17 protein-coding genes and 1 pseudogene are annotated in these 26,918 nt (G+C 39.6%); 13 read left to right on the forward strand and 5 right to left on the reverse strand.

From position 1 onward, the window contains the following. Positions 1-73 precede the first annotated feature (73 nt). Positions 74-1,303, forward strand: coding sequence for a hypothetical protein (locus GPDM_RS02980; protein WP_008428817.1), 1,230 nt, complete (start codon positions 74-76; stop codon positions 1,301-1,303). 385 nt (positions 1,304-1,688) lie between these two features. Further along, positions 1,689-2,552 (forward strand): glycerophosphodiester phosphodiesterase, encoded by an 864-nt coding sequence (locus GPDM_RS02985; RefSeq protein WP_237704127.1) that lies wholly within the window; start codon positions 1,689-1,691, stop codon positions 2,550-2,552. 201 nt (positions 2,553-2,753) lie between these two features. Here the strand turns inward: GPDM_RS02985 and GPDM_RS16290 are convergent, their stop codons facing one another. From GPDM_RS16290 to GPDM_RS03005, 4 genes are all read right to left on the reverse strand, one after another. Then, positions 2,754-3,719: a hypothetical protein gene (locus GPDM_RS16290; RefSeq protein ID WP_008428821.1), complete on the reverse strand. Its 966-nt coding sequence runs from the start codon at positions 3,717-3,719 to the stop codon at positions 2,754-2,756. Between the two features lie 719 nt (positions 3,720-4,438). Further along, positions 4,439-5,140: a transposase gene (locus GPDM_RS02995; protein WP_008428824.1), complete on the reverse strand. Its 702-nt coding sequence runs from the start codon at positions 5,138-5,140 to the stop codon at positions 4,439-4,441. A 264-nt stretch (positions 5,141-5,404) separates the two neighbouring features. Next, positions 5,405-6,550 carry a response regulator gene (locus tag GPDM_RS03000; protein WP_008428825.1) on the reverse strand — a complete coding sequence of 382 codons (1,146 nt, stop codon included), beginning with the start codon at positions 6,548-6,550 and terminating at the stop codon, positions 5,405-5,407. Further along, a complete protein-coding gene (locus tag GPDM_RS03005) occupies positions 6,543-8,198 on the reverse strand; it encodes a cache domain-containing sensor histidine kinase (protein WP_158004626.1) in 1,656 nt (551 codons plus the stop codon). Before GPDM_RS03005 ends, GPDM_RS03000 begins: the two co-directional genes overlap by 8 nt. A gap of 254 nt (positions 8,199-8,452) precedes the next feature. Between GPDM_RS03005 and GPDM_RS03010 the strand changes: the two genes are divergently transcribed. The 8 genes and pseudogenes from GPDM_RS03010 to GPDM_RS03045 all read left to right on the forward strand — a co-directional run bounded on the left by GPDM_RS03010 (position 8,453) and on the right by GPDM_RS03045 (position 22,397). Beyond that, on the forward strand, positions 8,453-9,472 hold the full coding sequence (locus tag GPDM_RS03010; protein WP_008428829.1) for an ABC transporter substrate-binding protein: 1,020 nt from the start codon (positions 8,453-8,455) through the stop codon (positions 9,470-9,472). A 65-nt stretch (positions 9,473-9,537) separates the two neighbouring features. Continuing rightward, positions 9,538-10,668: an ABC transporter ATP-binding protein gene (locus GPDM_RS03015; RefSeq protein WP_008428830.1), complete on the forward strand. Its 1,131-nt coding sequence runs from the start codon at positions 9,538-9,540 to the stop codon at positions 10,666-10,668. Next, positions 10,625-12,301, forward strand: a complete 1,677-nt coding sequence (locus tag GPDM_RS03020) for an ABC transporter permease (RefSeq protein WP_008428832.1) — start codon at positions 10,625-10,627, stop codon at positions 12,299-12,301. Before GPDM_RS03015 ends, GPDM_RS03020 begins: the two co-directional genes overlap by 44 nt. Positions 12,302-12,328: 27 nt before the next feature. Further along, entirely contained in the window at positions 12,329-13,453 is a 1,125-nt protein-coding gene (locus GPDM_RS03025) for an extracellular solute-binding protein (RefSeq protein ID WP_008428834.1), read from the forward strand. A 12-nt stretch (positions 13,454-13,465) separates the two neighbouring features. Continuing rightward, positions 13,466-14,293 (forward strand): hypothetical protein, encoded by an 828-nt coding sequence (locus GPDM_RS03030; protein ID WP_008428836.1) that lies wholly within the window; start codon positions 13,466-13,468, stop codon positions 14,291-14,293. A gap of 628 nt (positions 14,294-14,921) precedes the next feature. Further along, positions 14,922-19,343 (forward strand): Ig-like domain-containing protein, encoded by a 4,422-nt coding sequence (locus GPDM_RS16295; protein ID WP_008428838.1) that lies wholly within the window; start codon positions 14,922-14,924, stop codon positions 19,341-19,343. A gap of 158 nt (positions 19,344-19,501) precedes the next feature. Then, entirely contained in the window at positions 19,502-20,644 is a 1,143-nt protein-coding gene (locus GPDM_RS03040) for an SH3 domain-containing protein (RefSeq protein ID WP_008428840.1), read from the forward strand. 355 nt (positions 20,645-20,999) lie between these two features. Next, positions 21,000-22,397, forward strand: a pseudogene (locus GPDM_RS03045) (alanine/glycine:cation symporter family protein). Between the two features lie 285 nt (positions 22,398-22,682). Here GPDM_RS03045 and GPDM_RS03050 read toward each other — a convergent pair. Then, a complete protein-coding gene (locus GPDM_RS03050; RefSeq protein ID WP_008428841.1) occupies positions 22,683-23,633 on the reverse strand; it encodes an ATP-grasp domain-containing protein in 951 nt (316 codons plus the stop codon). 690 nt (positions 23,634-24,323) lie between these two features. Between GPDM_RS03050 and proB the strand changes: the two genes are divergently transcribed. The 3 genes from proB (at position 24,324) to GPDM_RS03070 (ending at position 26,882) form a co-directional block, all read left to right on the forward strand. Further along, on the forward strand, positions 24,324-25,109 hold the full coding sequence (proB, locus tag GPDM_RS03060; protein ID WP_008428844.1) for a glutamate 5-kinase: 786 nt from the start codon (positions 24,324-24,326) through the stop codon (positions 25,107-25,109). Between the two features lie 18 nt (positions 25,110-25,127). Further along, a complete protein-coding gene (locus GPDM_RS03065) occupies positions 25,128-26,405 on the forward strand; it encodes a glutamate-5-semialdehyde dehydrogenase (protein ID WP_008428847.1) in 1,278 nt (425 codons plus the stop codon). A 201-nt stretch (positions 26,406-26,606) separates the two neighbouring features. Then, positions 26,607-26,882: an excalibur calcium-binding domain-containing protein gene (locus GPDM_RS03070; protein WP_008428849.1), complete on the forward strand. Its 276-nt coding sequence runs from the start codon at positions 26,607-26,609 to the stop codon at positions 26,880-26,882. Positions 26,883-26,918 lie beyond the last annotated feature (36 nt).

Genomic DNA, 26,918 nt, shown 5'->3' on the forward strand with positions numbered 1-26,918 from the left:
AATTCTGAAATTCTTTAGAGGTTGGCTGAAAATATGACATTGAGTAATTTCGTCCAAAGGAGTGATACTTTAAATGATTCTTAATGAATATGTTATTGAAAAACAACTCGTAAATAAGTTTATTGAACATACTTTTGATTATCCTCTTCTTATAAATGGAAAGGCTAGAAAGATTTTTATTTGGGGTCACGAAATCTTATTGCCAGATGGGAAGGGAAGCTCCAAGTCCGGAATTCTCGACTTGATCGGAACAGATGAGTTGGGAGAGGTTTGGTTGATAGAAGCCAAATTGAGCAGCAATACCGAATGGCATTCGAATATTTGGCAAAACCAACTCGGTTTGTACGCGATCTCTTTAAAGAAGAGATCGGAACAAGAAATTGTACTAGGTTCTAGGAGATATATTAAAAAGAGAAGTACCGGAACTGTTTTTCCGCCTTATATTATAAGTGAAACGAGTAGTTTATCAGATGCCTTTTGTCAGTGGGCCTCACATTTAAATTATGAGGGTAAGAAAGGGCTTGAACTTTATGACATAACAATGGATAAAATAAGAAATGGAAGTTTTATTCAGTGTGTATTGTCAAATGAGCCAGGTCATGAAATATGGAAGAATCGACCGAAAGATATTACCAATGCAATGTCTTATATTACTTTTAACAAAGATGAAACAGATGTCTTGTTAGAGCAGAACAGAGTAGCAATAGCCTCTACAGGAACTGGGCATTGGAGCCATGAGACATGGGAAACGTTTATGAAAAAAAAGAATGAAATAAAACCAACTACTGATAAAATTCCGTTGCTCCTTGCTGACAGTGTGGTTCCGATATATGAGAAAATCATAGATTTTTTTACAGAGCTTGGTTGGTCTGGTGAATTTCATACAAACAAAAAAGCTTTTCGTTTTGATTTGCAAACAATTTATAATATTCCTCTGCGAATCCATATTGGATGGATTGATGCAGACGGACAGCAAGACATAAAATATAGAACACCTTACCAATTTGGATTAAAGTTTAATATCGATTTCCGCCATTTTAAAAAGGATACAGATATAGAAGTATGGGAAGTGGGTTATGTGCTCGCAAAAGAACTTGCAGAGAAAGCACGTTACAATATTAGAGGAGGGGAATTTTCGATTACAGATAATTATTGGACTGCGGAAAAAGTAAAAGATTTTAAATGGGATGGTGAAATGTACAGGTTTATTACAAAAAGTAATAAGGATTACATTGGTTTGGAAGAAGAATATATGGATTTGAAAGAAGTATTTCAGTTTTTAAATAGAGTCATTAAAACTTAAACAAAGCTGAACTCATCTCTAGAATTATGAGGAAAATCGCGCCATTGTGTCAAAGACAATTCCGTCTATACACAACAATTACATACCAAAAAAGCCGCATCGAGGAACCCCAACGGTTTCGAGTTGCGGCTTTGGCATGTTTATGGGAAGTGCTAAATATTCATAACTGTTTCACACACATGGACTATTTGGGAACTGTTAGGAAATCTGGTCTTCTGAACAACACCCCGCTTTTTACATTACGGGTGGCTCCATATACTCGACATGCGAGTCTTCTTTCGCATTCTGTGCATACGTCAGGCTATGTGTCACTTTGAGATTCATCTCTTATTGCTTTTCAAGTTTCAATTCTGTAATGTGAAGGATGGTGATAATATTGAAAAAAATGTTAATTGTTCTAGTGGTAGTGATAATCTGTGCCGCTGTTTATATGTTAAAGGATACTAGTAAAAATGATCAGCATTCTGCTTTACTGGATGAAGATTCCTTTGTTTTGATTGCTCATCGGGGGGCAAGCGCAATTGCGCCTGAGCATACTTTGGCATCTTATCAAATGGCGATGGATATGGATGCAGATTTTATTGAAATTGATTTACAGATGACAAAAGATGGTGTTCTAGTTGCGTTCCATGATGATACTGTTGACCGGACGACCGATGGCAGTGGAAAAGTAGCGGAAATGGACTTAGCGGATATTAAAAAACTGGATGCGGGTTCTTGGTTTAATAACGGAAAACCGGACAGAGCAAAAGAGGAGTACGTGGGCATTCAAGTGCCGACCCTTGAGGAAATCTTTACAGCTTTCGGTGACACAACCAATTATTACATTGAAACCAAGCAGCCGGATAAAAGTGAAGGAATGGAAGAGGCCTTGCTGGAATTGCTCGATCAATATGGATTGTTGGAAGCGTCTCTCCCGAAAGGTCATGTAATTGTACAGTCTTTTAGCACAGACAGTTTAAAAAAGATTCACGAATTGGACGACGATATACCACTCATACAATTGATAGACAACTTGGAGCAGGAAATCCCTTCCTCTGAGACTTTCAAGTTATATAAGGAATATGCCGTCGGTATTGGAGTCAGTTATAAGAATGCGGACGACGCATATATTGCTGCTGCAAGAAGAGCAGGCTTATTGGTCCACCTTTTTGCTGTCGACAAACTGGCAGAAGGAGAAGAGCTGAAATCCTGGGGAGCAAATGGGATCTTCACGAACGATATTGAAGCTGTTAGCAGTTTAAAATGATGAGTTCTGTGATAGAATATCGCTCCTCTGTGAGCGAAACGATTCTTTCTATACAAAGAATGTGGATAAAAAAATGCCATCTTCCATGAAATCAACCGATTTCGAAGATGGCATTTCATGTTTAGTGAGGGGGAATAAATAGTCATAACTGAGCCGTACACAGGAGCCATCTGACGATATATGCAAAAGTGGTTTGTTGCTTCATTGTAACAAATCTTTTACTTGAGTTTCATATTGTTCTTTTGAAATAGCGCCATCTTGTAAAAGATTAAATAAACTTCTAATTTCTTTTGCTATACCGATCTGGTTCACATTAGTTGTATTTGGATCAGTGTCTTGTTCAGTATTTTCCGTCTCTGAAGATTCTGCTTCAGTTGAAGGAGTATCAACATTAATTGGTGAAGTTGTAAGATAGCCAAGATTAGTTATTCCCAAAGCTAAACTAATTAGCCCATCCTCTCTCTTGTTAGTATTTTTAACTTTTGAAACCAAATAATTTGTTAGATAAAAATGGTGTGTGTTGACGAATCTGTTATGAAATTCATTTGCAGACTTAACAATATCAGCATGCATTTTGATATAAACAGTAGCAATGAAGTCAGTTAAGATTACACTCAATGCTCCAATCGATGCAATTATAAGATTCACAGATGCAGGTCTGTCTATGTTTAGATAAAGCATATAAAATGTTAAAATTATAAAAACAAAGCTTGCTAGAATACTAACTACACCCAATTTAAATATTTTATTACTTTGCATAAGGTTTCCATCATAATACCTTGATAACTCTTTATGATGGTGATCAAATAATTCTTCAGCTTTTTCTTCCGGATTCCAGTCCGTTGTGTCACTTAACTCTAAATCATGACAAACAGAATTAAGTTCTGTTAAGTATGAAGATGGACTATACCTTATTGAAAAAAAAAGTAATAGTATCCCAAATAAAATAATAATCACTCTTGTTAAGCGAGGCTCAGCAAAAATACCGGAAACCAAATCGGTATTATGGATAAAAGCAGCATAAAAAAGAATAAGCAACCCAGCAAATATAAATTTGTTTTGTGTTATTTTATAATCTTCTACTTTTCTTTCTAATTCCTCTTTCTTCTCTTCCAACTCCTTTCTCTTAGTGAGAATTTTGTCTTCTCGACTTACTTTGCTAGCCATAAAAATCCCTCCATATATTTTTTGGAAATATAATTGTAGGAAGTATGCAAAGTAACATATATATTTGAAGTCAATTAACTTTTTCTTCCATTATACTACTAATTTCCTGTTCTTGCTAATGTTTTTTTGACTTTTTTTAGGTTTTTGTATCACAAATCGCGCTTCTACTATTTTAAATAGATAGATAGCAAATAATAAAAACGCGCCCTTGTGAGCGAAACAATTCAATTTATACAAACAGATTGAATAGAGAAAATACCATCTCAAGTGAAATCAATAGATTTCGAAGGTGGTATTTGTATATTTGGTGAGATTAATAAATAGTCATAATTGATCCGTACACAGTGGTTAACCCCTTCAAAAAATCGCGCCCCTGTGAGCGGAACAATTCAACCTATACAAAGAATTTGCATAAAGAAAAGGTCATCTTTAATGAAATCAATAGATTTAGAAGATAGCATTTGCATATTTATTGAGGTTGGTAAATAGTCATAATTGAACCGTACACAGGGGCCATCTGGGAACTGCTAGAAAATTCTTTCATATTGCTCCGTTCTGTTTTAAAAAGGATAAGCTCGAGAACCACCCATGCCATGAAACAGAACCAAAACAAAAACGCGCCTCTGTGAGCGAAACAATTCCACCTATACAAAGAATTTGGATAAAGAAAAGGCCATCTTCCATGAAATCAATGGATTTCTAAGATGGCCATTGTGTATTTATGGAGAGGGATAAATAGTTATAACTGAGCCATACACAGGGAACAACTGGATAATGTTTCCCAGTAAAGCCATCAGAAGAGCAAATGATAAACGTTGCATCACCGGCGGTTCCATATCTTCCACATGCGAATCTTCTTCTGCGTTCTGCGCATAAGTCAGGCAATACATACAATAGGCTATGTTGTTCTCCTCAAACGGCTCTGGCAGCAAGTCCCGAAGCAACTCCCTATCCAGAAAAGCCAGAGCGGGGAGAGTATCGTCCCAGTAGAGTGGAAACGAACTATACGGATACAGCTCCAATCGCTCCACCATCGGCTTTTGGGTTTGAATCGGATTGCGGTGGATATAACTACTGGCAGTGAGCAGACCAAGACGCGAATCGACTTCTTTCGCGAAATAACGCTTTTGGTAGATTCGTTCAATGTGGCGATAACGCTTGGCATAAGACATGGAATACCGGCGATTGACCAGACCCATGATTTTATGAAGGGGATCACGCTCGGCGTTGATCAAAGTGTGATAATGGTTGGTCATAAAACAATAAGCCAAAATTTTAAACGGGTAATCTACATAAATATGTTGAAAGGCCCGCTTGAGCTCAAACATATCTTCTTTTGTTTTAAAAATCGGTTGCCGATGATTGCCGCGCATGATGACATGATAATAAGAATGATGGTGAAACGCTTGTTTTCGTGTCATTCTGCTCTACCTCATTAGCAAACGATACGTTTGAGACGCACTGATTTTCCAACATACGAAACTAGAGGCTCAAGATCAGTCTAGTGCTTAAAAGAGAATTGCTGACTTGTAAGTTTAGGGGGCACTATTTTTGCTCGTTTACGCAATGAACCATCAAGAGTAGGGAGGGATTCTTAATAAAAGATTCGTATCAAAAACCTTGAATTTTCTAGAGGGAACTCAAGACTTTCTTCGATATCAAGATTATTTTATAAAAGCTGAGAATCAAACATCTTCACTAGCTGACTTAGAGTATGTCTCCTCCCTGAATCCTCCTGGAGAACAGCCGACTCTTTTCTTGAACACTTGATGGAAATACCTAACTTCCGGATAGCCTATCTGCTGGGCAATTTCGGTGGTTTTTAAATTGGTGTAAGTAAGCAACTCCTTGGCTTTGGCGATTCGCTTTTCAGTGATGAAGTCGACAAAGTTCATGCCGGTGTATTGTTTGAAGACTTTGCTGAAATTGCTGTTGCTCATATGCAATTCTTTCGCGAATTCGGTTTGGTTTAAGGGCATTTCCAAGTTATCAGAAACAAATTGAATAATGTTCAGAATAGAAGGATCTCTTTTGTTCTCATTGTATAGGTATACTTCCAGACACTGGTCTTGATAAAGAGGAAGGGAAGCAGCGGTGGCCTGCAGATACAGACTATAGAGCTGCTCAATCTCTTCAGAGAATGAGCCGGTTTTTATGATTCCTTTAAAACCACTTTGTTGTAGAAAATTTGTTTGATCGGAAATCAACTGTTTCCAGTGTTCTTCATTTTCGAGCTGATAAAAGAAAAGAATAGTTGCTGATTCTTTGGTTTTAATAGATAAGAAATTCTCAAATTCAATTTTGGGTAAGTTGCCTTCTTTATGGTAGATAATCATCGTGCCGTATCCACTTTTAAATTCAGGTTGTTGTTTCAGCTGTTCAAATTTATCGGTGCTTGGACTGGCGATCAGCGATTCGAGAAGAAGAGGAAGACCGCTATCAAATGTTTCTTTGGCCATCATCAATTCCTGCGAAGCTGTTAGCATCACTCGTTTCAACTCATGGAAGTCAGTCGGTTTCAACAAGTAATCGGAAACGCCCAACCGCAAAGCTTTTTGGGCGTAGCTGAATTCATCGTGTCCGCTCAGAAGGACAATTCTCATGGATGGATACTGCTGTTTGCAGACTTCAATCAGTTCTAACCCATTCATTTTTGGCATCCGGATGTCCGTCAGAAGAATATCAACTGTAAGCTTCTTCAAGATTTCCAATGCTTCATAGCCGTTTTTAGCGGTACCCACAACTTCAATGTTCCATTCATTCCACGGAACCGTCTTCTCCAATCCTTCGCGAATCATCCATTCATCGTCCACAATCAATAGTTTATGCATAGCTATTCCCTTCCTTAACATGATCAGGTATGAATATTTCGATACGTGTTCCTTTACCCGGTTCGGTACTGAGTGACCAAGTAAAATGCTCGCCGTAGCTTAAGTATAGACGTCGCCGTACATTTTCAATGCCGATTCCCAATGTTTCAAAGGAAGTTGCTTCAACCATATCAGCAGAGATCAATGCAAACGTTTCCGGGTCGACGCCAACGCCGTCGTCCTCAATCAAAATCTGCATGCCTGAAGCTTCGGCGCGAAGTCGGATGTGGATTGTTCCTTCTTCTGTTTTCGATTCCATGCCATGGACGATGGCATTTTCCACCAGTGGCTGAATAATCAACGCGGGAATCAGCCGTTCCATGACCTCTTCATCAATATCGACTTGGCTGGTGAATTTGTCTCGATAGCGAAATTCCTGGATGGTCAAATAATTTTGTAGCTGCTTTAAGTCTTCTTTGACAGTGACCATATTGTTTCCTTTCCGAATGGAATAGCGCAGGATATCGCCGAGAGAAACGACAATTTTGCTGATGTCGGAAGAGCCATTCAAACGGGCTAGCCAATTGACTGTTTCGAGCGTATTGTAAAGGAAATGAGGGTTAATTTGGGCACGTAAAGCTTTTATTTCGGATTCTTGCAGACGCAATTGTTTTTCGTAGCTGTCTTGAAGCAGACTTTTTAGCCGACTTAACATGCGGTTGAAGCGTAGTCCGAAAATGCCGATGTCATCATTGTATTTAGAAGAGAACCGGATATTAAGATTTCCTTTTTCGACTTCATTCATTAAAAACATCAATTTGTACAACGGCCGTGTAACGGTCTTTGACAAGTAATAGGCGAGCCAGGCAGAAATGATGATGCCAATCAAGGCGAAATTCCATGTCAGGTTAAAGATTAAGTTGTCTTGTTGCTCGACTGTCTTTAATGGGATGATGCTTAAAAGCTTGAACTCGGCGTCATCCGATGTGTAATAGCTGAGGATAGAAGGCTTGTCTTTCCAAGTGATATCCATAAATCCACTGTCTCCAGACAAAGTTCTATCGAGCGCGGCAAGGTCCACTGCATCAGCTGATTCGTTGACAGAAGGGACGCTTGTGACTAAATAGCCCTGCTTATCCAGTAGGTAGAATTGTTCCTTCGCGTTGACCTCACTCGGTTTATAAAGAGAAGCGAAAGACATATCTTTTACGTCAATCATGACATATCCGAGCTTTTCATTGGTTTTCGGATCAATGATGCTGCGTCCGGCCGTTAAGACGACGTCCTTTTTTTCAAATGAACTGACGGAGTAGTTCGTGTCCCATGCTAAAGAGCCTTTGGCTTGCTGCGCCTTTCTGAAAATTCCCCAATTTTCTCGTATGTCATTATAAGCAGAAGGTAAGTACTCGTCGGAAAAATAGCGGTCTCCGTTTAGGCCAATCAAATAGATGTTAACGTCCCACTTCTTCACACTCAGGACTATATCGAATAGGTCGTTGACGGTTTCATAGTCTGCGTTCTTTTTTAAGGGCGTCTTATCATCAATCGAAAGGATCTCTCTAACTTGGTCGTCCTTCGTAAAGAACAGGGACATTTGTTCAATGTCCTGTAAAAAATACATCAATTGATTATTTACAGAAGACAGCCGTTCCTGCTCTTTTTGGCTCAACTCTTCCTGAAGTATTCCAGATATATATTGATACGAAAAAAACCCCAATAATAATAAAGGGATTAGGGAAGTGAGCAAAATGACAATAATCAGTTTTGAACGGAGGTTTACACTTAAGATTTTTTTGTAAATCGAAGCCACCCACTATTGGAAAAAATTTATACAGCATTGGAAAAAATACGTATTGTATCCGTTTACACTGCTTGCTATTGTCATAAGTGTATCATATTTAATTAATCCAAAGGGGGATTCACATGAAGAAAGTTCTTACTATTCTGTTATTTTTTTCATTGTTATTTACAATTGCAGCGTGCGGTTCCGATGAAAACGAAAGTGAAGCGACAGATTCGAAAACACTGTCTGTCTATTCTCCGCATCAAAGTGAAATCATTAATCCAATCGTAAAGGAATTTCAGGATAGAACCGGTATTAAAGTAGAATTGGTGCAAGGAGGGACCGGCGAATTATTAAGTCGTGTTTCTGCTGAAGCCAAAAATCCAGGAGCGGATATTTTCTGGGGTGGAGGGGCCGAGTCGTTGGAAGCATTCGGTGAAAATTTCGAACCCTATATTACAAAAGAAGACGAGATGATCCCGGATGTATTCAAAAGTGAAACGGGTGTCTGGACCGGGTTCTCTGCTTTGCCAATGGTCATCATGTACAACGAGGATATGGTTGAGGAATCAGATGTGCCGGCAAGTTGGGAAGCCTTGATAGACGAAAAATGGAAAGGCAAAATTGCTTTTACTGATCCAAACAAATCCGGTTCATCTTATACACAGTTGGTTACAATGCTGACAGCTTATGAAGATGATGGAGATAATGGCTGGAACTTTGTCAATGACTTTGTCGCAAACCTGGACGGGACCATCCTTTCGGGCTCCAGTATGGTGCCGAAGGGCGTAGCAGATGGGGAATTTCCAGTGGGCATCACACTTGAAGAAGCCGCTTACCGTTATATTGCGGGAGGCGCACCGGTGAATGTTACGTACCCGGAAGAAGGGACTTCTGCAGTACCTGATGGTGTGGCTTTAGTGAAGGAAGCGAAAAACACAGAAAACGCTCAAGAATTCATCGACTTTTTAGTCAGTAAAGAAGTTCAAGAAATGATCGTAGAGGACTTCAGCAGACGCGCAATCCGCGATGACGTAGATCCACCGGAAGGTTTGAGGGCTTTTGATGAAATTCCGTTAGTGGAATATGATTTCCAGTGGTCTGCAGACAACAAAGAAAAAGTGATGGATAAATTTCATCAAATCATGATTTCTCAATAAGTAAAAAATTAACAAGGAATTAAGATGAATTGATCTTAATTCCTTTCCTGTAAGGAGGGACTTCTATGCAACATATCAAAATACAGAATGTAAGCAAATTGTTCGGCGAAGCAAGAGCAATCGATCATGTGGACATTGTCATTGAGCAAGGGGAATTCTTTACATTGCTGGGTCCAAGCGGATGCGGCAAAACAACCTTGCTCCGGACTTTAGCCGGGTTTTACCAGCAGGATGAAGGCGATCTATACTTCGACAAAGTCAATATCAACCGGACACCCGCCCACAAACGGAATATCGGTATGGTGTTTCAGAATTATGCCATCTTTCCCCATATGACTGTATTTGAGAATGTAGCTTATGGACTAAAAGCCAGGAAAGTGAAAAAAGATCAGATCGACATTCGGGTGACCGAAGCTCTGGACATGGTGGAATTGACCCATTTGAAAGACCGCTCACCTTCACAATTGAGTGGTGGGCAACAACAACGGGTTGCGTTGGCAAGAGCCATTGTCATTCATCCAGGCTTGTTGCTGATGGATGAGCCACTTTCGAACTTGGACGCTAAACTTCGTGTCAAAATGCGCGAAGATATTCGGCGGCTTCAAAAGGATTTGGATATCACCACGATTTACGTTACTCATGATCAGGAAGAGGCTTTAGCGGTATCAGACCGGATTGCGGTGATGAAAGACGGGAAAGTGCAGCAGATCGGAAGACCGTATGAAATCTATTTGACCCCCAGCAATAAATTCGTCGCCAGTTTCATTGGCAGTACGAATTTCCTGACTGGCCATGTATCGGATGGAAAAGAGCTTAAAAACACAGAAATCCAGGTTGAAGGGATTCAGTTGTCGCGTGTTTTCAACCGTGATTATGCGGGTGAAGTCATTTACTCAATCCGCCCGGAGCAAGTCCGTTTAAGCGATTTAAAACATGTGCGCACGTCGAAAACAATTACTGGCAAAATCAAGGAAGCGAGTTTTCTCGGTCAGACCGTCACATATAAAGTTGAACTAGCTACAGGCACAGTCATTGATGTCCATGAGTATTCCGTTAGTTTTCATAACTTGAGAAGAGAAGGTGACATCGTAGCAGTCGATTTGAACCCAGAGCAATCTGTTGTATTCGATGTGAGTGGGGAGGAAGTGCTGAATGAGTGTGATAACAGAGAAAAAGCAGAAGTCCTCCCTGTTTAGCATCCGACTTGATTTTTGGAATTTCGTCACCATTATGGCATTTATTTTAATCGGGTTTTTCCTGGTATATCCATTGTTCAATATTTTCATCAATAGTTTTTGGGTAGATGGCAGCTTGACCTTCGAAAACTATAAAGAATTCTTTTCATACAAATATTATTACTCGGCGTTGCTGAACAGTTTTATCGTTTCTACTGCTGCGACATTTTTTGCCTGCTGTATCGGAATTCCTATAGCTTATATCATGTCGCGCTTTAACATTCCCTTTAAAGGCATCTTTAATATGTTGATTATTCTCACGTTATTGTCTCCGCCGTTTATCGGCGCTTATTCATGGATCATCATGCTTGGAAACAACGGATTTATCACCAATCTGTTTGCGAATATTGGAATTGATATTCCCTCCATCTATGGACTTCACGGAATGGTATGGGTGTTCAGCCTTCAATTTTATCCGCATATTTATTTGTATGTATCAGGTGCATTGAAGACTATTGACACTTCATTGGAAGAAGCATCCGAAAGTTTGGGCATATCCGGCTGGAGACGGATCCGTAAAGTTACTTTGCCATTAATTTTTCCGACAGTTTCCACTGGGGCACTGATGGTCTTCATGGCATCTTTTGCAGACTTTGGGACACCGTTGTTGATCGGTCAAGGAATCAACGTTCTGCCTGTTTTAGCATATGAGCAGTTCATCAGTGAATTGGGATCGAACCCAGCCATGGCCAGCACATTGAGTATGATTTTGCTCACAGTGACAACGTTGGTGCTATTCTTTCAACGGCACATCGTCTCGAAAAAAACGTATACGATGAGCGCGTTGAGACCACCGACCGTGATCAAGTTAAGTCCGGTCAAGCGGCTGTTAGCTACATTGCTGGTGTTGGGTATTGTGACATTGTCAATCATTCCACAAGCGACCGTCATTGTGACGTCCTTCATTAAACGCAACGGGCCGGTTTTTGTAGGTGAATTTAGTTTGGACAGTTATCGGGAAGTTCTTTACAAGGTGCCGGAAGCGATTACGAATACATTTTTATATGCCAGCATCGCTATTGTATTCATGGTAATTGCAGGTTTATTATTATCATATGTAGTCGTTCGCAGAAAATCCAAATTAACTTCGCTGCTCGATACCTTGATTATGATTCCGTATGTGGTGCCTGGAACCGTACTCGGCATTAGTCTGGTTATCGCCTTTAACGAACCGCCGATTGAGCTTACGGGAACATGGATCATTTTGGTCATTTCTTATATTATCAGGAAGTTACCTTATACGATGCGTTCCAGTACCGCAATCCTTTACCAAATTGACCGAAGTGTAGAAGAAGCTTCAATCAGTCTCGGAGTTCCACCAATGAAGACGTTCTTCAAAACGACAGCTATATTGATGATACCGGGTGTCATTTCGGGGGCAATCCTTAGCTGGGTGACGACAATCAATGAGCTTAGTTCCACCATTATTCTGTATTACGGAGCAACGGCGACAATTACCGTATCCATCTACAGTGAAGTATTCACTGCAAACTTTGGGACTGCAGCCGCACTGGCTTCGATTTTGTCTTTGGCTACCATCATTTCCTTGATAATCATCAAACTCCTGTCAGGAGGAAAAGAAATCAATATTTAAAAAACCGATGAAATAGGAGCGGTTGTCATGAAGTTAAAGGTATTCTTAATTGTTTCGATCCTCATTATGGTCCTTAGTGTCTCGTATATTATCAGCATGCTGAACCAGGATTTTGTATTGAGTCAAGAAACAAAATACGAAGCAACACTCAATGTCTGGACAACCACTCCTGAATTATCGGTGATTCTTAAACAATTCCAAGGAGAAACGAATATACAAATGAACATCAAGCAGTTTCAGAATTCAGAATTACTTATGGAAGAATTGGAATTAACGAAATTGAACAATAAATTTCCTGAATTGGTGGAAATTCCAGCAAATTATGGCATTGCCAACATGAAGAGTGATTACAACATTCAACCAATTGATGGATTTATGGAAAAAGATCTATTCCACACTGCTGCCCGTGAACTCTTCAGTGAAAAAGCTGAATTGTATGCATTTCCATTGGGTATTGAAATTCCAGTTTTGTATTACAACAAAACCCTGTTGACGGACGAGATCAAAAAAGAAGCATTTCCCTTTCAAGAAAAACAAACAGTAGAACAGTTCAAAGCCTTCCAAGACAAGAAAAATAAGGGGAATTCAAACAAGCAGTTTTGGATGTTCCATTTTGATGAACAGGTTTCTTGGTACTGGGATTCTTATAGCCTTTCGCGCGGAGCAAGTAATACGCTGCAATTAGAAGATTCGTGGAGCATGCTGTATGATCAATACGAACTGGTGCCACCGTTTGACAGTCCAATGGCAATCACTCGATTTGTCAATTCGCAAGTTGGCGCACTGATTAGTAATTCCAAACACATCTACACTATCCAGCAATTGATCGGTAACCGTTTTGAATTTGAAGCACAACCTTTTCGTAAAGAGTCCAACGATCGAATTTTGATATCTGGAAAAGGGCTTGCGGTTACAGGTAACCCCGAAACGGATCCTGCTGACCTCGAACAATTATTCCGATTTCTGGATTCGCAGGAAATTCAGCTGCAGTTGTTAAGTGCCACGGGAATATTACCAGCCCAAAAAGAGTTATTAGAGAACGCGGCTTTTATTCGGAAGTTGCCTATGGCGAAGTATTTATTGCCTTTAGCTAAAGAAAATCCATATTTTACCGGCACTACAGATGAAAGAAAGCTGCAGCGTGAGAGTTGAGGAGGCGGAATGATGAAGATTATTGAACAGCATCTCCAATCCAAGACAGGAAACAACGAATTATGTGAAGATATCTATATTTGCAATGACAAGTTTGCGGCCGTCATCGATGGAGCAAGCAACGTCTCTGGTGAATTGTTCGCTGGCAAAACGCCAGGACAGTGGGCGGCGATCACTATAAAAGAGGCAATTTCGAAACTGTCAGGTGAAGAACAGATTGATGACATCGTTCTTGCAATCAATCAAAAATACGAAACCTTGTATAAAAATTTGGAGATTGAAGAAAGAATTTTAATCGAACCTTATATCCGGCCGAGCGCATCGATGATTGTATTCAGCAAGCACCACCGGAAAGTTTGGATAATTGGAGATTGCCAATGTTATTTCAATGGGGTCTTGCACCAAAATTTGAAACACGTCGATAAAGTATTTGAAGAAGTCCGAAGCATCGTTCTCCAAGCAGAATTGGTAAATGGAGGCATAGTTGAGGATTTTCTCGACAAAGATGTGGGCTTCGAATTGATTAAACCTTTAATCCAAAAACAATACAATTTCCAGAATGGAAATCCAGAGAGCCACCTTAGTTACGCTGTAGTAAACGGATTTCCGATTCCAAATGCTTTGATTAAAATTATAGATGTTCCTGAAGATGTAGAATATATTTCTTTAGCTACAGACGGCTACCCCAAGATCTTTTCCACCCTGGCAGAAACGGAAGCAGAGCTACAGCGACTACTTGAAATTGATCCCTTGTGCATTAAAGAGAATATTGGGACCAAAGCGAAGTTGAAGGGAAATTGTTCTTATGATGACCGGACTTATATTAAAGTGGAGATATGAGGAGTTCTGATTGCATAGTAGAGTAACTGCCATTTAAACGAAGAAAATAATTGGATAAAAGCATTAAACTCCAATGATAGTGAGTTTGATGCTTTTTGCTGTTATTCTATGTATCTTCTATTCGTCAGACGTAAGTCTATATTTTTTTTATTATTGCTTTATTTGAAGAATGTTTAGAAGTGGCAGCTAAGAGATATTTTGAGCTAATGTCTTTAAATGATCTATACAGGATGAATAGAGAATATCCTGATAGATTGACTCAATTGTTAAATGATTAAAATAAGCAAAAAAGCGTTCCGTGGAAAAATACTACACAATTTCGACAATTGCATGACAAAGAAACTCCATTCCTGTGAACACAAGGTTCCAGAGGATGGGGTTTTATTATTTATGCAGGAAGTGGAATTGTGAAGTCCTATGGGAGTAAGAATAAACTGTGGTTTACTAAGAAAAAGATATTCAAGTAGGGGGGAAATGCTTCTATACGGGATGTTGCAATTTTTTACTGAATAGAAAAATATGTTAATTAGGTTCTATTACCTATTCTTATTAATTAGGCATAAAGTATAATATAAAAGGAAATATAGAACATTTCGATAAGGTCCATTAATCCGAGGGAGATAAACCAATGAAAAAGACAATGAAGGCTGTATCTGCATTAACAATTGCTGCATTACTATCCAGTACGATAGGACAGAATGTATATGCAGAAAAGGGATCGGAGCCACCTGCTACACAAGAGGTAGAGACAGACCAAGTGATTGTTACATTTAAAGAAGACGTAACTGTTGAAGAGACTGGATTAGACATAGTCGGCGTAGATACAGTTGAAACTGAAGAAATTGCGACGTTAAAAGTTCCAGAAGGAGAAACTTTAGATACATATATAGAAGAGTTAGAAGCACGACCGGATATTGAACGTGTAGAGCCGGATCACCTAGTACAACTCACCTACACGCCAAATGATCCTTATTTTCATTACTATCAATACCATCACAAAAATATAGAGGTTGAAAGAGCTTGGGACAAAACGAAGGGGTCTTCCGATGTTGTGGTAGCAGTATTGGATCAAGGTTTTGATGTTAACCATTCAGATTTGGTAAATCAAATTGTTTCGCCTTCATTTACTTCAAATACAGGACTTAGTATCGATAATCACGGAACACACGTTGCGGGTATTATTGGAAGTTCAATGGATAATGGAGTGTTTGGTACCGGAGTTGCACCTCGTACGAGCATTATGCCAATTGATGTTTTTGAAGGAGAATTTGCCTATACATCTGACATAGTAGAAGGTATCTACCAAGCGGTATCAGCAGGGGCTGACATTATCAATATGAGCATTGGAAGTTATTATTACGATTATTATTTCAACAATGCAGTTCAATACGCTTATCAAAGCGGGGTTGTAATTATTGCCGCTGCTGGAAATGGTTCAACGACTAGTAGTCATTATCCATCTTCTTACGAAAATGTAATTTCTGTTGGATCTACAGATTCTTATGATCAGCTATCCTATTTCTCTAATTACGGAAATGATATTGATATCGTAGCACCTGGCAGTTCCATCTATTCAACTATGCCATATAACAATATTGGTATTATGAGTGGGACTTCGATGGCATCACCAGTCGTGGCAGGGGTAGCAGCATTAATCTTAGCAAATGAGCCAAACTTAACAAATGAAGAAGTAGCTAATCGCCTATTTAGTACAGCAAAAGATATCGGCTCGTATGGAAAAGATTACTATTTTGGTAATGGATTAGTAAATGCTAAACAGGCATTAGAGATTATAGATTACGCTGCGCCGGTAGTTAATCCTATTCAAGATTATTCAACTAGTGTTCGAGGTTATTTACCTTACAGAATCGACTACGCTACAATTCTAGTGCGCAATCAATCGGGAACTGTTATTGGTTCATCAGGCTATTATCATAGTTACGATTGGAGCTATACTAATTTTGATGTGGACATTCCCAAACAAGCCGCTGGAACTGTATTATATGTTTCTGTAATCGATCACCTTAATAATGAAAGTCAAGCAGTAGAAATGGTCGTTACAGATAATACAGCTCCAGAAAAGCCAATAGTTTACGAAGTTACCGATCAATCTACGTCGATTTCAGGAACTGGAGAGCCAGGAGCATTAGTTTCGGTTTATGTGAACGACACAATCTATTACACATACTGGATCGACAAAAATGGGGATTTCACCATTCCAATTAATCTTTTAACAGCAGGAGTAAAGTTAAAGCTCAATGTTACGGATCATGCAGGAAATGTAGGCAAGTTTACAGACATCACTGTAAAAGATGCGACTGCTCCTGCAAAACCTTTAGTAAATGAAGTAAATGAAAACACCATAAAAGTTACGGGTAATGCAGAAGCGGGTTCGCTTGTAACAGTAAAAGCAAAGGATGTTGTATTAGGTGAAGCTATTGCAGATGGCAATAGACAGTATTCAATTAGCATGGCGAAACAAAAAGCAGGGACAATCCTATTTGTATATTCTACTGACGAGGCAGGAAATGTTAGTGAATATACAGAGCTAAAAGTGAAAGATACAGAAGCTCCAGCGATGCCAACTGTAGAGAAAGTAACAGACAAGTCGACAAGTGTTAAAGGAACTGCAGAAGCCAAGTCATTTGTTTCAGTAAAAGTTGGGGGGACCGAGGTTGGGAAATCAACTGCTAGCACTACTGGTAGTTTTGATGTCGCGATTACTAAACAAAAAGCGGGAACAAAATTGAGTGTGACTGCAACTGATAACGATGGGAACGTTAGTGCAGCAAAAGATATAACAGTTTTGGATGTAACACCGCCTGCTACACCAACTGTGAATAAAGTAACCGACAAATCAACAGAAGTTGCGGGTACCAGTGAAATAAATGCAACCATTGTCGTTAAATCCAATGCGGAAGAATTAGGAACTGCGAAAGTTTCTGCGGATGGCAAATATAAAGTAATGATTGATACGCAAAAAGCTGGAGCGAAAATTCAAGTGACAGCAACAGACACAGCTGGAAATTCAAGCATTACAAAAGAAGTAATCGTTATAGATGCGACAGCTCCAATGGCACCATCTGTCAATGATGTAACAGACAAATCAACAGCCATTACAGGGACAGCAGAAATAGCATCACTCGTTTCTGTAAAAGCAGGAGAAAGTGAATTAGGCATAGCAACAGCTGATGCTGATGGCAAATTTTCAATTGCTATTGCGAAACAAAAAGCTGATACGAAACTTGAAATAACTGCTACGGATGCTGCAGGTAACAGTAGTGTAGTGAAGGAAATCATAGTATTAGATGCAACGGCACCAAACGCGCCAACAGTTAACAAAATAACAGACAAGACGACAATTGTAACTGGAACTGGAGAAGTAAATTCAGTAATTACTATTAAGTCTGGTAGTACGAAATTAAGATCAGCAATTGTGTCTGCCAGTGGTGAATATCAGGCAACTATTGCTACACAAAAAGCAGGAACAAAAATTCAAGTGACCGCGACAGACGATGCTGGAAATACAAGTGCAATAAAAGAAGTAACGGTATTAGATGCAACAGCGCCACTAGTGCCAATGGTAGACAAAGTTACAGATGTATCGACAGCAATTACAGGAACTGCTGAGGCGGAATCCTTAGTTACAGTCAAAGTAGGAGAAGCTGAATTAGGAAAAACCACAGCGGATCCTAATGGCAAATTTTCAATTGCTATTGCGAAGCAAAAAGCTGATACAAAACTCACAATAACGGCAAAAGATGCGACAGGGAATAGTAGTGAAGTGAAAGAGATAATCGTTTTAGATGTAACGCCACCAGCTACGCCGACAACCGATAAAGTATCAGACAGAGACACTAGTGTACATGGAATCGGAGAAGTTGGCTCTAGAATCTCAATCATAGTAGGAACGAATGAAATAGGGACAGCGATAGTAGATAAAGCAGGAAACTACGAAGTTAGCATTCCGAAACAAAAAGCGAATACAAAGCTTAAAGTAATGGCTACGGATAAAGCAGGAAATATCAGTGGTATAGAAGAAATAATCGTAATTGATGAAACTGCACCATTATTGCTGAATGTACGAGAAGTAACCGATCAATCAATAACAGTAAGTGGAGTTACCGAAGCAGGTTCATTAATTAGCGTGAAAGTTTCGGACAAAGAAATCGGGAAAATCATTGCGAACAGCAACGGTGAGTTTTCAGTAACGATTCCGAAACAAAAAGTTGGAACAAAGCTAAGTTTGACTGCAACCGATGAAGTCGGGAATGTCAGTGAAGTGAAAGTTCTAACAGTTCTAGATGGAACAGCTCCATCATCTCCAGTCGTTAACGAAGTAACCGATAAAACGGCAGTGATTACGGGAACTGCAGAAGCAGAATCAACTGTAACGGTAACAGCGAACAAAGTGTTATTAGGTAAAGCAACAGCTGCCTTAAATGGCAGTTACTCGGTCAAAATTGTGATGCAAAAAGCAGGGACTAGCCTCTCTGTAATTGCTACAGATACAGCTGGAAACAAGAGCGGGATTAAGACTGTGAAAGTAATAGATAAAACGCCACCTGCCACTCCAAGCGTCAATGCTGTTGGAGACAACGCGACTATTGTAAGTGGGAAAGTGGAAACAGGTGCAAAAGTCTATGCGTACGTCGGAAGTAAGAAACTGGGAGAAGCAACATCGAAAAATGGCGCGTATTCGATCAAAATAGCTAAGCAAAAGGCTGGAACTGTGATTACTGTCTACGCAATTGATCTCGCTAAAAACAAAAGTGCTATCAGAACGACAAAAGTGGTTGATAAAACAGCACCGAGTGTTCCGACAGTCAACAATGTAACTAGCAAATCGACTACTGTTTCCGGAAAAGGCGAGAAAGCGGCGACCGTCTTAATCTATAATGGGAAAAAGAAAGTCGGTCAAGGAACTGTTGACAGTAAAGGAAACTTTAAAGTTAAAATTAGTGCACAGAAAAAAGGTTCTTCTTTAAACATACAGCTTCAAGATAAGGCTGGTAATAAGAGTGGGAGTAAGATTGTGAAAGTGGGGTAAAGGGTAGTTTGTTTTCAAGATTACAGTGGTGGCTATAAAACTGCTGCATTGCTTGCTGATTTAAATTACAATAATAAAAATTATGAATTTAAGGATTACTGATGCTATAAATTCAGTAATAGGTTTAAATACTTAATTAGAATCGAGGAATAATCAAATTGAAAAAAACATTAAGTTTTATCGTCATATTATTTATGTTACTCCCTTTATTTTCAACCATCACAGAAGCCGCAACTGTTCGTGAAGTAAAGAAAACACAGGTTACGGCACAACTTCGAGTCTCGGCAAGTCCGAAGGCGAGTGTTACAAGTACTTTGCCAAAAGGAACTTTAGTAACTCAGCTTCATACGGTTAAAGGCGGATGGTCTTACGTTCAAACAAGCAATAAAAAAGGATATGTAGCGACAAGTTCCCTTATTGTTCCGAGTAGCAAAACTAAAGTTGTGAGTTCGAAAAATGGGGTAGCCATAAAAGAAATCAAGTCAGCAACTTCTAAAACCATATCTACTCTTAAACAAAATGTAATTATAGAAGATTTTGGGTCAGTTGGCGGTGGCTGGTCGCTTGTAAAGTCTGGCAATGTGACAGGTTATGCTAACTCCAAATCATTTACCGTCACAAAGCCGGTTAAAAAGTATACGAATACTAACGTGACACTCCGAGACGCTGCGACTACAAATGGAAAGAAAATAGGTTCTCTAAGCAAGAACAAAGAAGTCTATGTTCATTCACAAAAATCGAACTGGTCTTATGTAACAAGTGGTTCGATGAAAGGCTATGCACCTTCTAGTCAATTTTCAGCAAAAAAACAAGAAACAACAGCACAAACAGTAAACTCGTTTACTGACTTACGACCGTCAAAAATCAAATGGATGAAATACTATTTTGATGGAGATGTTTTACAAGGTAATGTTCAGGCTTACGTTGAAAATAAAGAGTATAGCTATATAGTACCTTCTATTTACATGTCATTTTCACCAAAAAGTTTTCAGATGGGAGCTCCAGAAACTGATTTTATATGGACAAATATTCCTGCACCATTAACTCAAAATAAAGCTGTTGCACTCTATGATTTTGACTGGAATACGTATAAAGATGTTCGAATTGGAAATGCCTACTTACGCAGTACTAAGGAAACAGTTACGACGCCTGCAGGAACATTTAAAAATGTTGTGCATATTGAAGAAAAAATTAATGATATATCTTTTACGATTCACTCTTATTTTGCACCAGGTTATGGATTGATTAAAGTAAAAGATTCTAAAAACCGACTCTTCTATGAATTACGTAGTTATAAATAGTAAAGGGTAAAAAGTTTGATCTATACAAAGAGATTGCATAAAGAAAATGCCACCTTCGAAATCAACCGATTTCGAAGGTGGCATTTGTCTATTTAGGAAGTGTCTTACTCAACGCCTACCGTTATGCTTCGACTTTCAAATCTTTCAACATGGGGAGTTAATTGAAAGCAAGAAAAGGTCTCTTTCTTATTATTGTAGTTATTTTAATATTTAGATATATTTAAATTATGAAGCCTTGAAATAATAATATATAAATTTCCTTGATTTTCTTATATATTTTTCAATATTTAGGTTTACTTCCCTTTTAAATAGGGGAAAAATCTATATCTTGAAATAGTATTGAGGGGGAAGTTCGTTGGAGCAATTTTTGCAGGGGATTGCTGATTTTTCAGCTTGGTTATGGGGGATTCCACTCATTGCCGTGTTGCTTGTATCAGGTCTTTACATGACAGTTAAACTTGGCTTTTTTCAATTTCGTTATTTTGGTTACATTGTTGGACAAACTTTCGGCAGTGTCTTTAAAAAGCCAAAAGGAGAAGGGACAGTTACTCCTTTTCAGGCGCTGACATCGGCTTTATCTTCGACGATCGGAGCGGCTAATATTGTTGGTGTACCGGCGGCGATTATGTTTGGTGGACCTGGCGCTGTTTTTTGGATGTGGGTCATTGCGTTAATTGGGATGGCGCTTAAGTTTTCGGAGAGCGTTCTCGCTGTGGAGTACCGTGAGAAAAATAGCGTGGGCGAATTTGTTGGTGGCCCCATGTATTACATGACTAAAGGCTTGAACATGAAATGGTTAGGGATTTGGTTTTCATTTGCGTTAATGATTGAATTGGTACCAAGTATCATGGTGCAAGGAAATTCTATCGCAATGACAGTTGAAGAAACATTTGCAATTCCGGCGTTATGGACGGGAATTACGACGGCGATCTTAGTGTCGGTCGTGGTCTTTGGTGGCATTAAGCGCATTGGGAAAGTAACGGAAATTCTTGTGCCATTTATGGCCTTGTTTTATGTCGGTGGGGCTTTAGTTATTCTGCTGATGAATGTTAAAGCTGTTCCAGAGTTTTTCATGCTGATTTTTAACAATGCCTTTTCTCCTGTACCGGTTATGGGTGGGTTTGCAGGTGCAGCGATTGTAGAAGTTATTCGCTGGGGATTTGCGCGTGGTCTTTATTCGAACTAAGCGGGGCTGGGTACAGCACCTATTGCTCACGCAGCTGCAATGACGGATCACCCTGTACGACAAGGGTTTTGGGCAGTCATTGGTGTGGTTGTTGATACGCTAATTGTTTGTACAGCTACGGCTTTTGTTGTGTTGTCCTCAGGCGTTTGGACAGAAGAAGGCGCTATGGAAAACTCCTCGGCGTTAACGAGTTTAGCTTTTGAATCGTATTTCGGTCAATTTGGCGCGATTCTCGTAACGATTTGTTTGGTTTTCTTTGTGCTATCAACGATTTTTGTCGTTGTGTTTTATGGTGCAAAGCAAGCTGAGTTCTTGTTCGGCACAAAGGCTTCTTACGGTATGCAAGTGGTTTACATTTTGGCGGTTGTGTTAGGAGCTGTTGGGGCAGCAGAAATCATCTGGGGCTTCCTAGACATTATGCTGGCGCTAATTCTAATCCCGAACGTCATTGCCATTTTGCTGTTAAGTAAGAAAGTCAAAGCGTTAACGGTCGAGTTTTTCACATCGGATCAGTATTACAAGAAAGACCAACGTGAGAAAAAAGAGAAAAAGATGGCAGGTTCGTAAGACAAGTTTTAGGAAAGAACTTTTTGGGTTTGATAACAGGACGCTATTGCTGAGAACATGAGGTTCTTGGTGATGGCGTTTTTTTGTTTCCTTTATGGTTTAATCATTTCTGTCAGTATGGTTTCTTCCGTTGATATTACTAGATTTAAAAGCGAAGGCAAATCATAGTTTATCGTAGAAACATTACATGAAAGAAAAACCGGTACCACAATTCAACGTGATTCATGGTACCGGTTTTGGTATCAAAATTCTTGTGAAACTGTTTCGGTGCCTGGCACTCAAAAACTAAACGGAAACACTCGATTTTTTCAATTCTTTCCCTAGTAACTGCGCCAGCTCAAGCATCCCATATTTACCGGCAACCGCTTCAGCATCCGCATTGTAATTCGTATTGGTATTAACGTCGTATGTGAAAATGTCTCCATCGCTATTGCGGATAAATTCAATTCCCGCCACAGCAATTTCGTTGTCGCGAAGAAATTCTTCATATTTTTCAATGATTGAATCATTGAATCCTTCCACGATTTGAAACTTTGGTTTTTCTTCCGTTTGTTCGCCGTCCGGGCACATTAACTCATCAATTCGGCAAGCATCTGCTGGGCATAGTTCAAATCCTTCCGATGTATCCACTTGTACCGCATAGACGAATTTCCCACCGACAAATTCACAGCGCGTGATCAACGGTTCGGGGGCTTGGATGTATTCTTGGATGAGCGTGATGCCGTCAATAGATGGCTCAAAATCTTCGCTGTCTAGGTATTCCTTTAGTGCATCAATAGAATGGAACAAGCGAACCCCAAGTCCTTTACCGGCGCGATTGTGTTTGGTGATAAACGACGGCACATCTAATTTTTCAGCTGCTTTAATAATTTGCGCGCGACCATTTGCGGCAATTGTTTTCGGTGTCCGAATGCCAGCAGCGTTTAGCGCCATATATTGGTTAACTTTGCTGACTTCTAGGCGCAGCGCGCGCGTGCCGTTAAAGACTTTTCTGCCGTGATGCTCGAGCCAAGTGAGCAAAGAGTCAGCCATTTCGGGTGCAAAGCGATGGCCTCGTGTGTGAGAAGATGCACTCATGCGACTGTAAAAGACGCCTTCAGGAGGTGTCTCGTTTAAGTCCACTAATCCTTCATTGATAAACCAATCTTCGTACGGCAATTCTAGTTCGTCTAATCGTTTGAATAAGTGCGTTGTCCATTCTTCGTTTTCATGTATCACATAAATTTTTTCAGTCATAAGTATCCTCCTTCAAGCGTTCCGTTTGTTTAACTAATGGTTTTGAATAGTCATTAGTGATTGGCATCTTTAATCCGTACCTTTTACTAGAAAATTAGACTGTTATAAAATTCACTTAATTTGCGAATAAACCCATTATACAATAAAACCTTTAATTCTTACCAGTAAACTTGGTTTTAATGTTTGTGAGTAAAATATTCTTTAAATAGCGTGCTCAATATGCATTCAAACTATGCTAAATAAGAAAAAATTAAAAAAACCTAGAGACCCTAGTTACATAAGGCTTTGGCCACTAATAAAGCTGTTTAAAAACTGGATGTAATTTGGAAAGAGGCAAAATGTATGTTAACCTTGCTACTTACTCTTTTGTTTAAAGATCATCGAGTATGGATCGTTAAACAATGCCGAACGTTGCGAAACACTGGTGGGGAAATGCATAGATTTAAAGGGAAAACCTCAAATTTGGTTTTAAAATCTATGCAAGCTTATGGGCTCATCACATTTTTAAAATTTGTAAACACGTTTTCACCAGGTCTATTTGGTCTATCACGTTAAATAGAAAATCGTAACAGCGTATCTAATTCGGTAGATTGATAACAATCTTTAATTGGAAACATGCTTAAAATCGACGTTTTCCGTCTTTAGAAAAAAGAGGAGAAATTTTTTATTTAAAATAGGAGATGATAGTTAGTGGAGAAAAAACGAATCGTTGTGAAAATCGGAAGTAGCTCGTTGACGGATTTGAATGGGAAATTGTCAATTAGCAAACTGCGTGGCCATGTAGAAGCATTGGCGCGTTTGAAACAACAAGGCCATGAAGTGGTGTTGATTTCATCTGGTGCAGTTGCTGCAGGATTTAAAAGCATTGGTTATTTATCACGTCCGGACAAAGTGGTTGATAAGCAATCAGCTGCAGCTGTTGGACAAGGATTGTTGTTGCAGGCTTATGCAGACGAATGCAAAAAACACGGCATCGTTGCGGCACAATTGCTACTGACAAAAGATCTATATAAAAATGCAAATGCGACAATTTCGAACTTGCTAGAGCGAGACGTCTTGCCGATCATCAACGAAAATGACTCGGTGTCTGTAAAAGAATTGACCTTTGGAGACAACGACATGTTGTCCGCTTTAGTCAGTAAACTTGTTCATGCCGATTTCTTAATGATTTTGACAGACATAAATGGCATTTACCAAGACAACCCGATGAAAAATCCAGATGCTGAGAAATATACATTCCTCACAGAAGTTCATCAAGAAATGGAAAACGCCGCAACAGCAGAAGGCGCTTCAGGCGTTGGCACTGGCGGAATGAAATCAAAAGTAGAAGCTGCTAAAACCGCATCGGCTTCAGATATCCAAGTGTTTATCGGATCTGGAGAAGGCAGTGAAAAACTAGTCGATATTTTCGAAGGTAAAGGCGACGGCACGTATATCGGGTCACTCGTCGAACCAAAAATATTAGTAACTTTATAAATCGAAAGGGGACAAAGGATGACTGAAACTCTAACTGAAGAACGCATGACAGAAACCGAATTGGTCGATAAAGCACAAAAAGCGAAAAAAGCAGCTTTTCAACTAGCGAAAGCGACAACAGCTGAAAAAGACGAGGCGTTAGAAGCCATTTCCACGCAATTACTAAAAGAGCAAACTTATATATTGGAAGAAAACGCGAAAGACGTAACGGCCGGACGCCAAGCAGGGATGGACGAGTCGTTAGTAGATCGTTTAACGCTAGACGCAGCCCGCTTGAAAGATATGGCAGATGCACTTATCCAATTAACCAAGTTAAATGACCCCATCGGAGAAACCCTCGAAAGCTGGGAGCAGCCCAATGGACTGTCGATGACAAAAATCCGAGTACCGATCGGTGTCGTCGGAATGATCTATGAAGCGCGTCCTAACGTAACCGTTGATGCCTCGAGCCTGTGCTTAAAAACAGGAAATGCAATTGTTTTGCGTGGTAGTTCAACAGCAATCAACTCTAATAAAGCAATTGTTAAAGTTATTCGCCGGGCACTAGAAAACACCCAACTGCCGGTAGAAGCGGTTCAATTGCTAGAAGACACACGCCGAGAAACAGCTTCTCAAATGTTCAAACTGAACGACTATTTGGATGTACTGATTCCACGTGGTGGAGCAAAACTGATCCAAACAGTTGTTCAAAATGCGACAGTTCCTGTACTGGAAACAGGAGCGGGCAATTGCCACGTCTTTATTGATCGAACAGCAGATGTAGAAATGGCAGTCAATATCGGGATCAATGCCAAAACGCAACGTCCTTCTGTCTGCAATTCTTGTGAAAGCATACTGGTGCATAAAGAGTGGGCAGCGGATCATCTAGCTGAGCTGGTAACGGCTTTAGAAAAACACGATGTAAAAATCCACGGAGATGCGACAGTGCAACAAGTGTCTTCGACAATTTCACCAGCTAAAGATGAAGACTGGGCAACAGAATATTTAGGATTTGAAGTGTCCATCAAAGTAGTGGACACAGTCGACGAAGCTGTAGAACACATCAATCACTACGGCACAAAACATTCTGAAGCCATCATTTCAGAGGATGCGCCGAGTGTCGAACAATTCTTCAATGAAATTGATGCCGCAGCTGTATATCATAACGCGTCAACACGCTTTACCGATGGCTACGAATTCGGCTTTGGCGCAGAAATTGGCATCAGCACCCAAAAACTTCACGCACGCGGTCCAATGGGACTGCCTGCACTAACGTCAACGAAATACATTGTTAGAGGGAATGGACAAACGAAATAATTTTGTCATCTCTCTAGTTTGAAAAGGGCTATCCCGTAAAGTCGTATCTACAGACTTTCGAGGATGGCCCTTTTTTGTGTGGATTAAAAATAATTTTTTAAGGCTATAGTACTGAATATAAAAGACTGGTAAACTAAATTAGCTAACAATATATGGATTTTTTGTTGTGGAGTTAGCAACGGGAAATAGGAGGAATAGACGATGAAAAAAATCGGTTTTGCCATCATGTCGTTGATGGTTGTTATTAGTTTCACAGTCAGCGCAGCACCTATGCCAACTGATGCAGCAGCAGTAAAAGTAAAAACATATGAAAACTGTACGGCCATTAACAAAGTATATAAAGGCGGTATTGCCCGTAATTCGAAAGTAAAGAACAAAGGCGGCAAGACAAAACATAAGCCATTTGTTTCTCAAGCTTTGTATGACGCGAATAAAAAGAGTGATCGCGATAAAGATTTGATTGCTTGTGAGAAGTAGGAATTTGTATATAAAAAAATGCCTACTAACTAACGT

The organism is Planococcus donghaensis MPA1U2 (assembly GCF_000189395.1).
In the GTDB taxonomy this organism is placed as follows: domain Bacteria; phylum Bacillota; class Bacilli; order Bacillales_A; family Planococcaceae; genus Planococcus; species Planococcus donghaensis_B.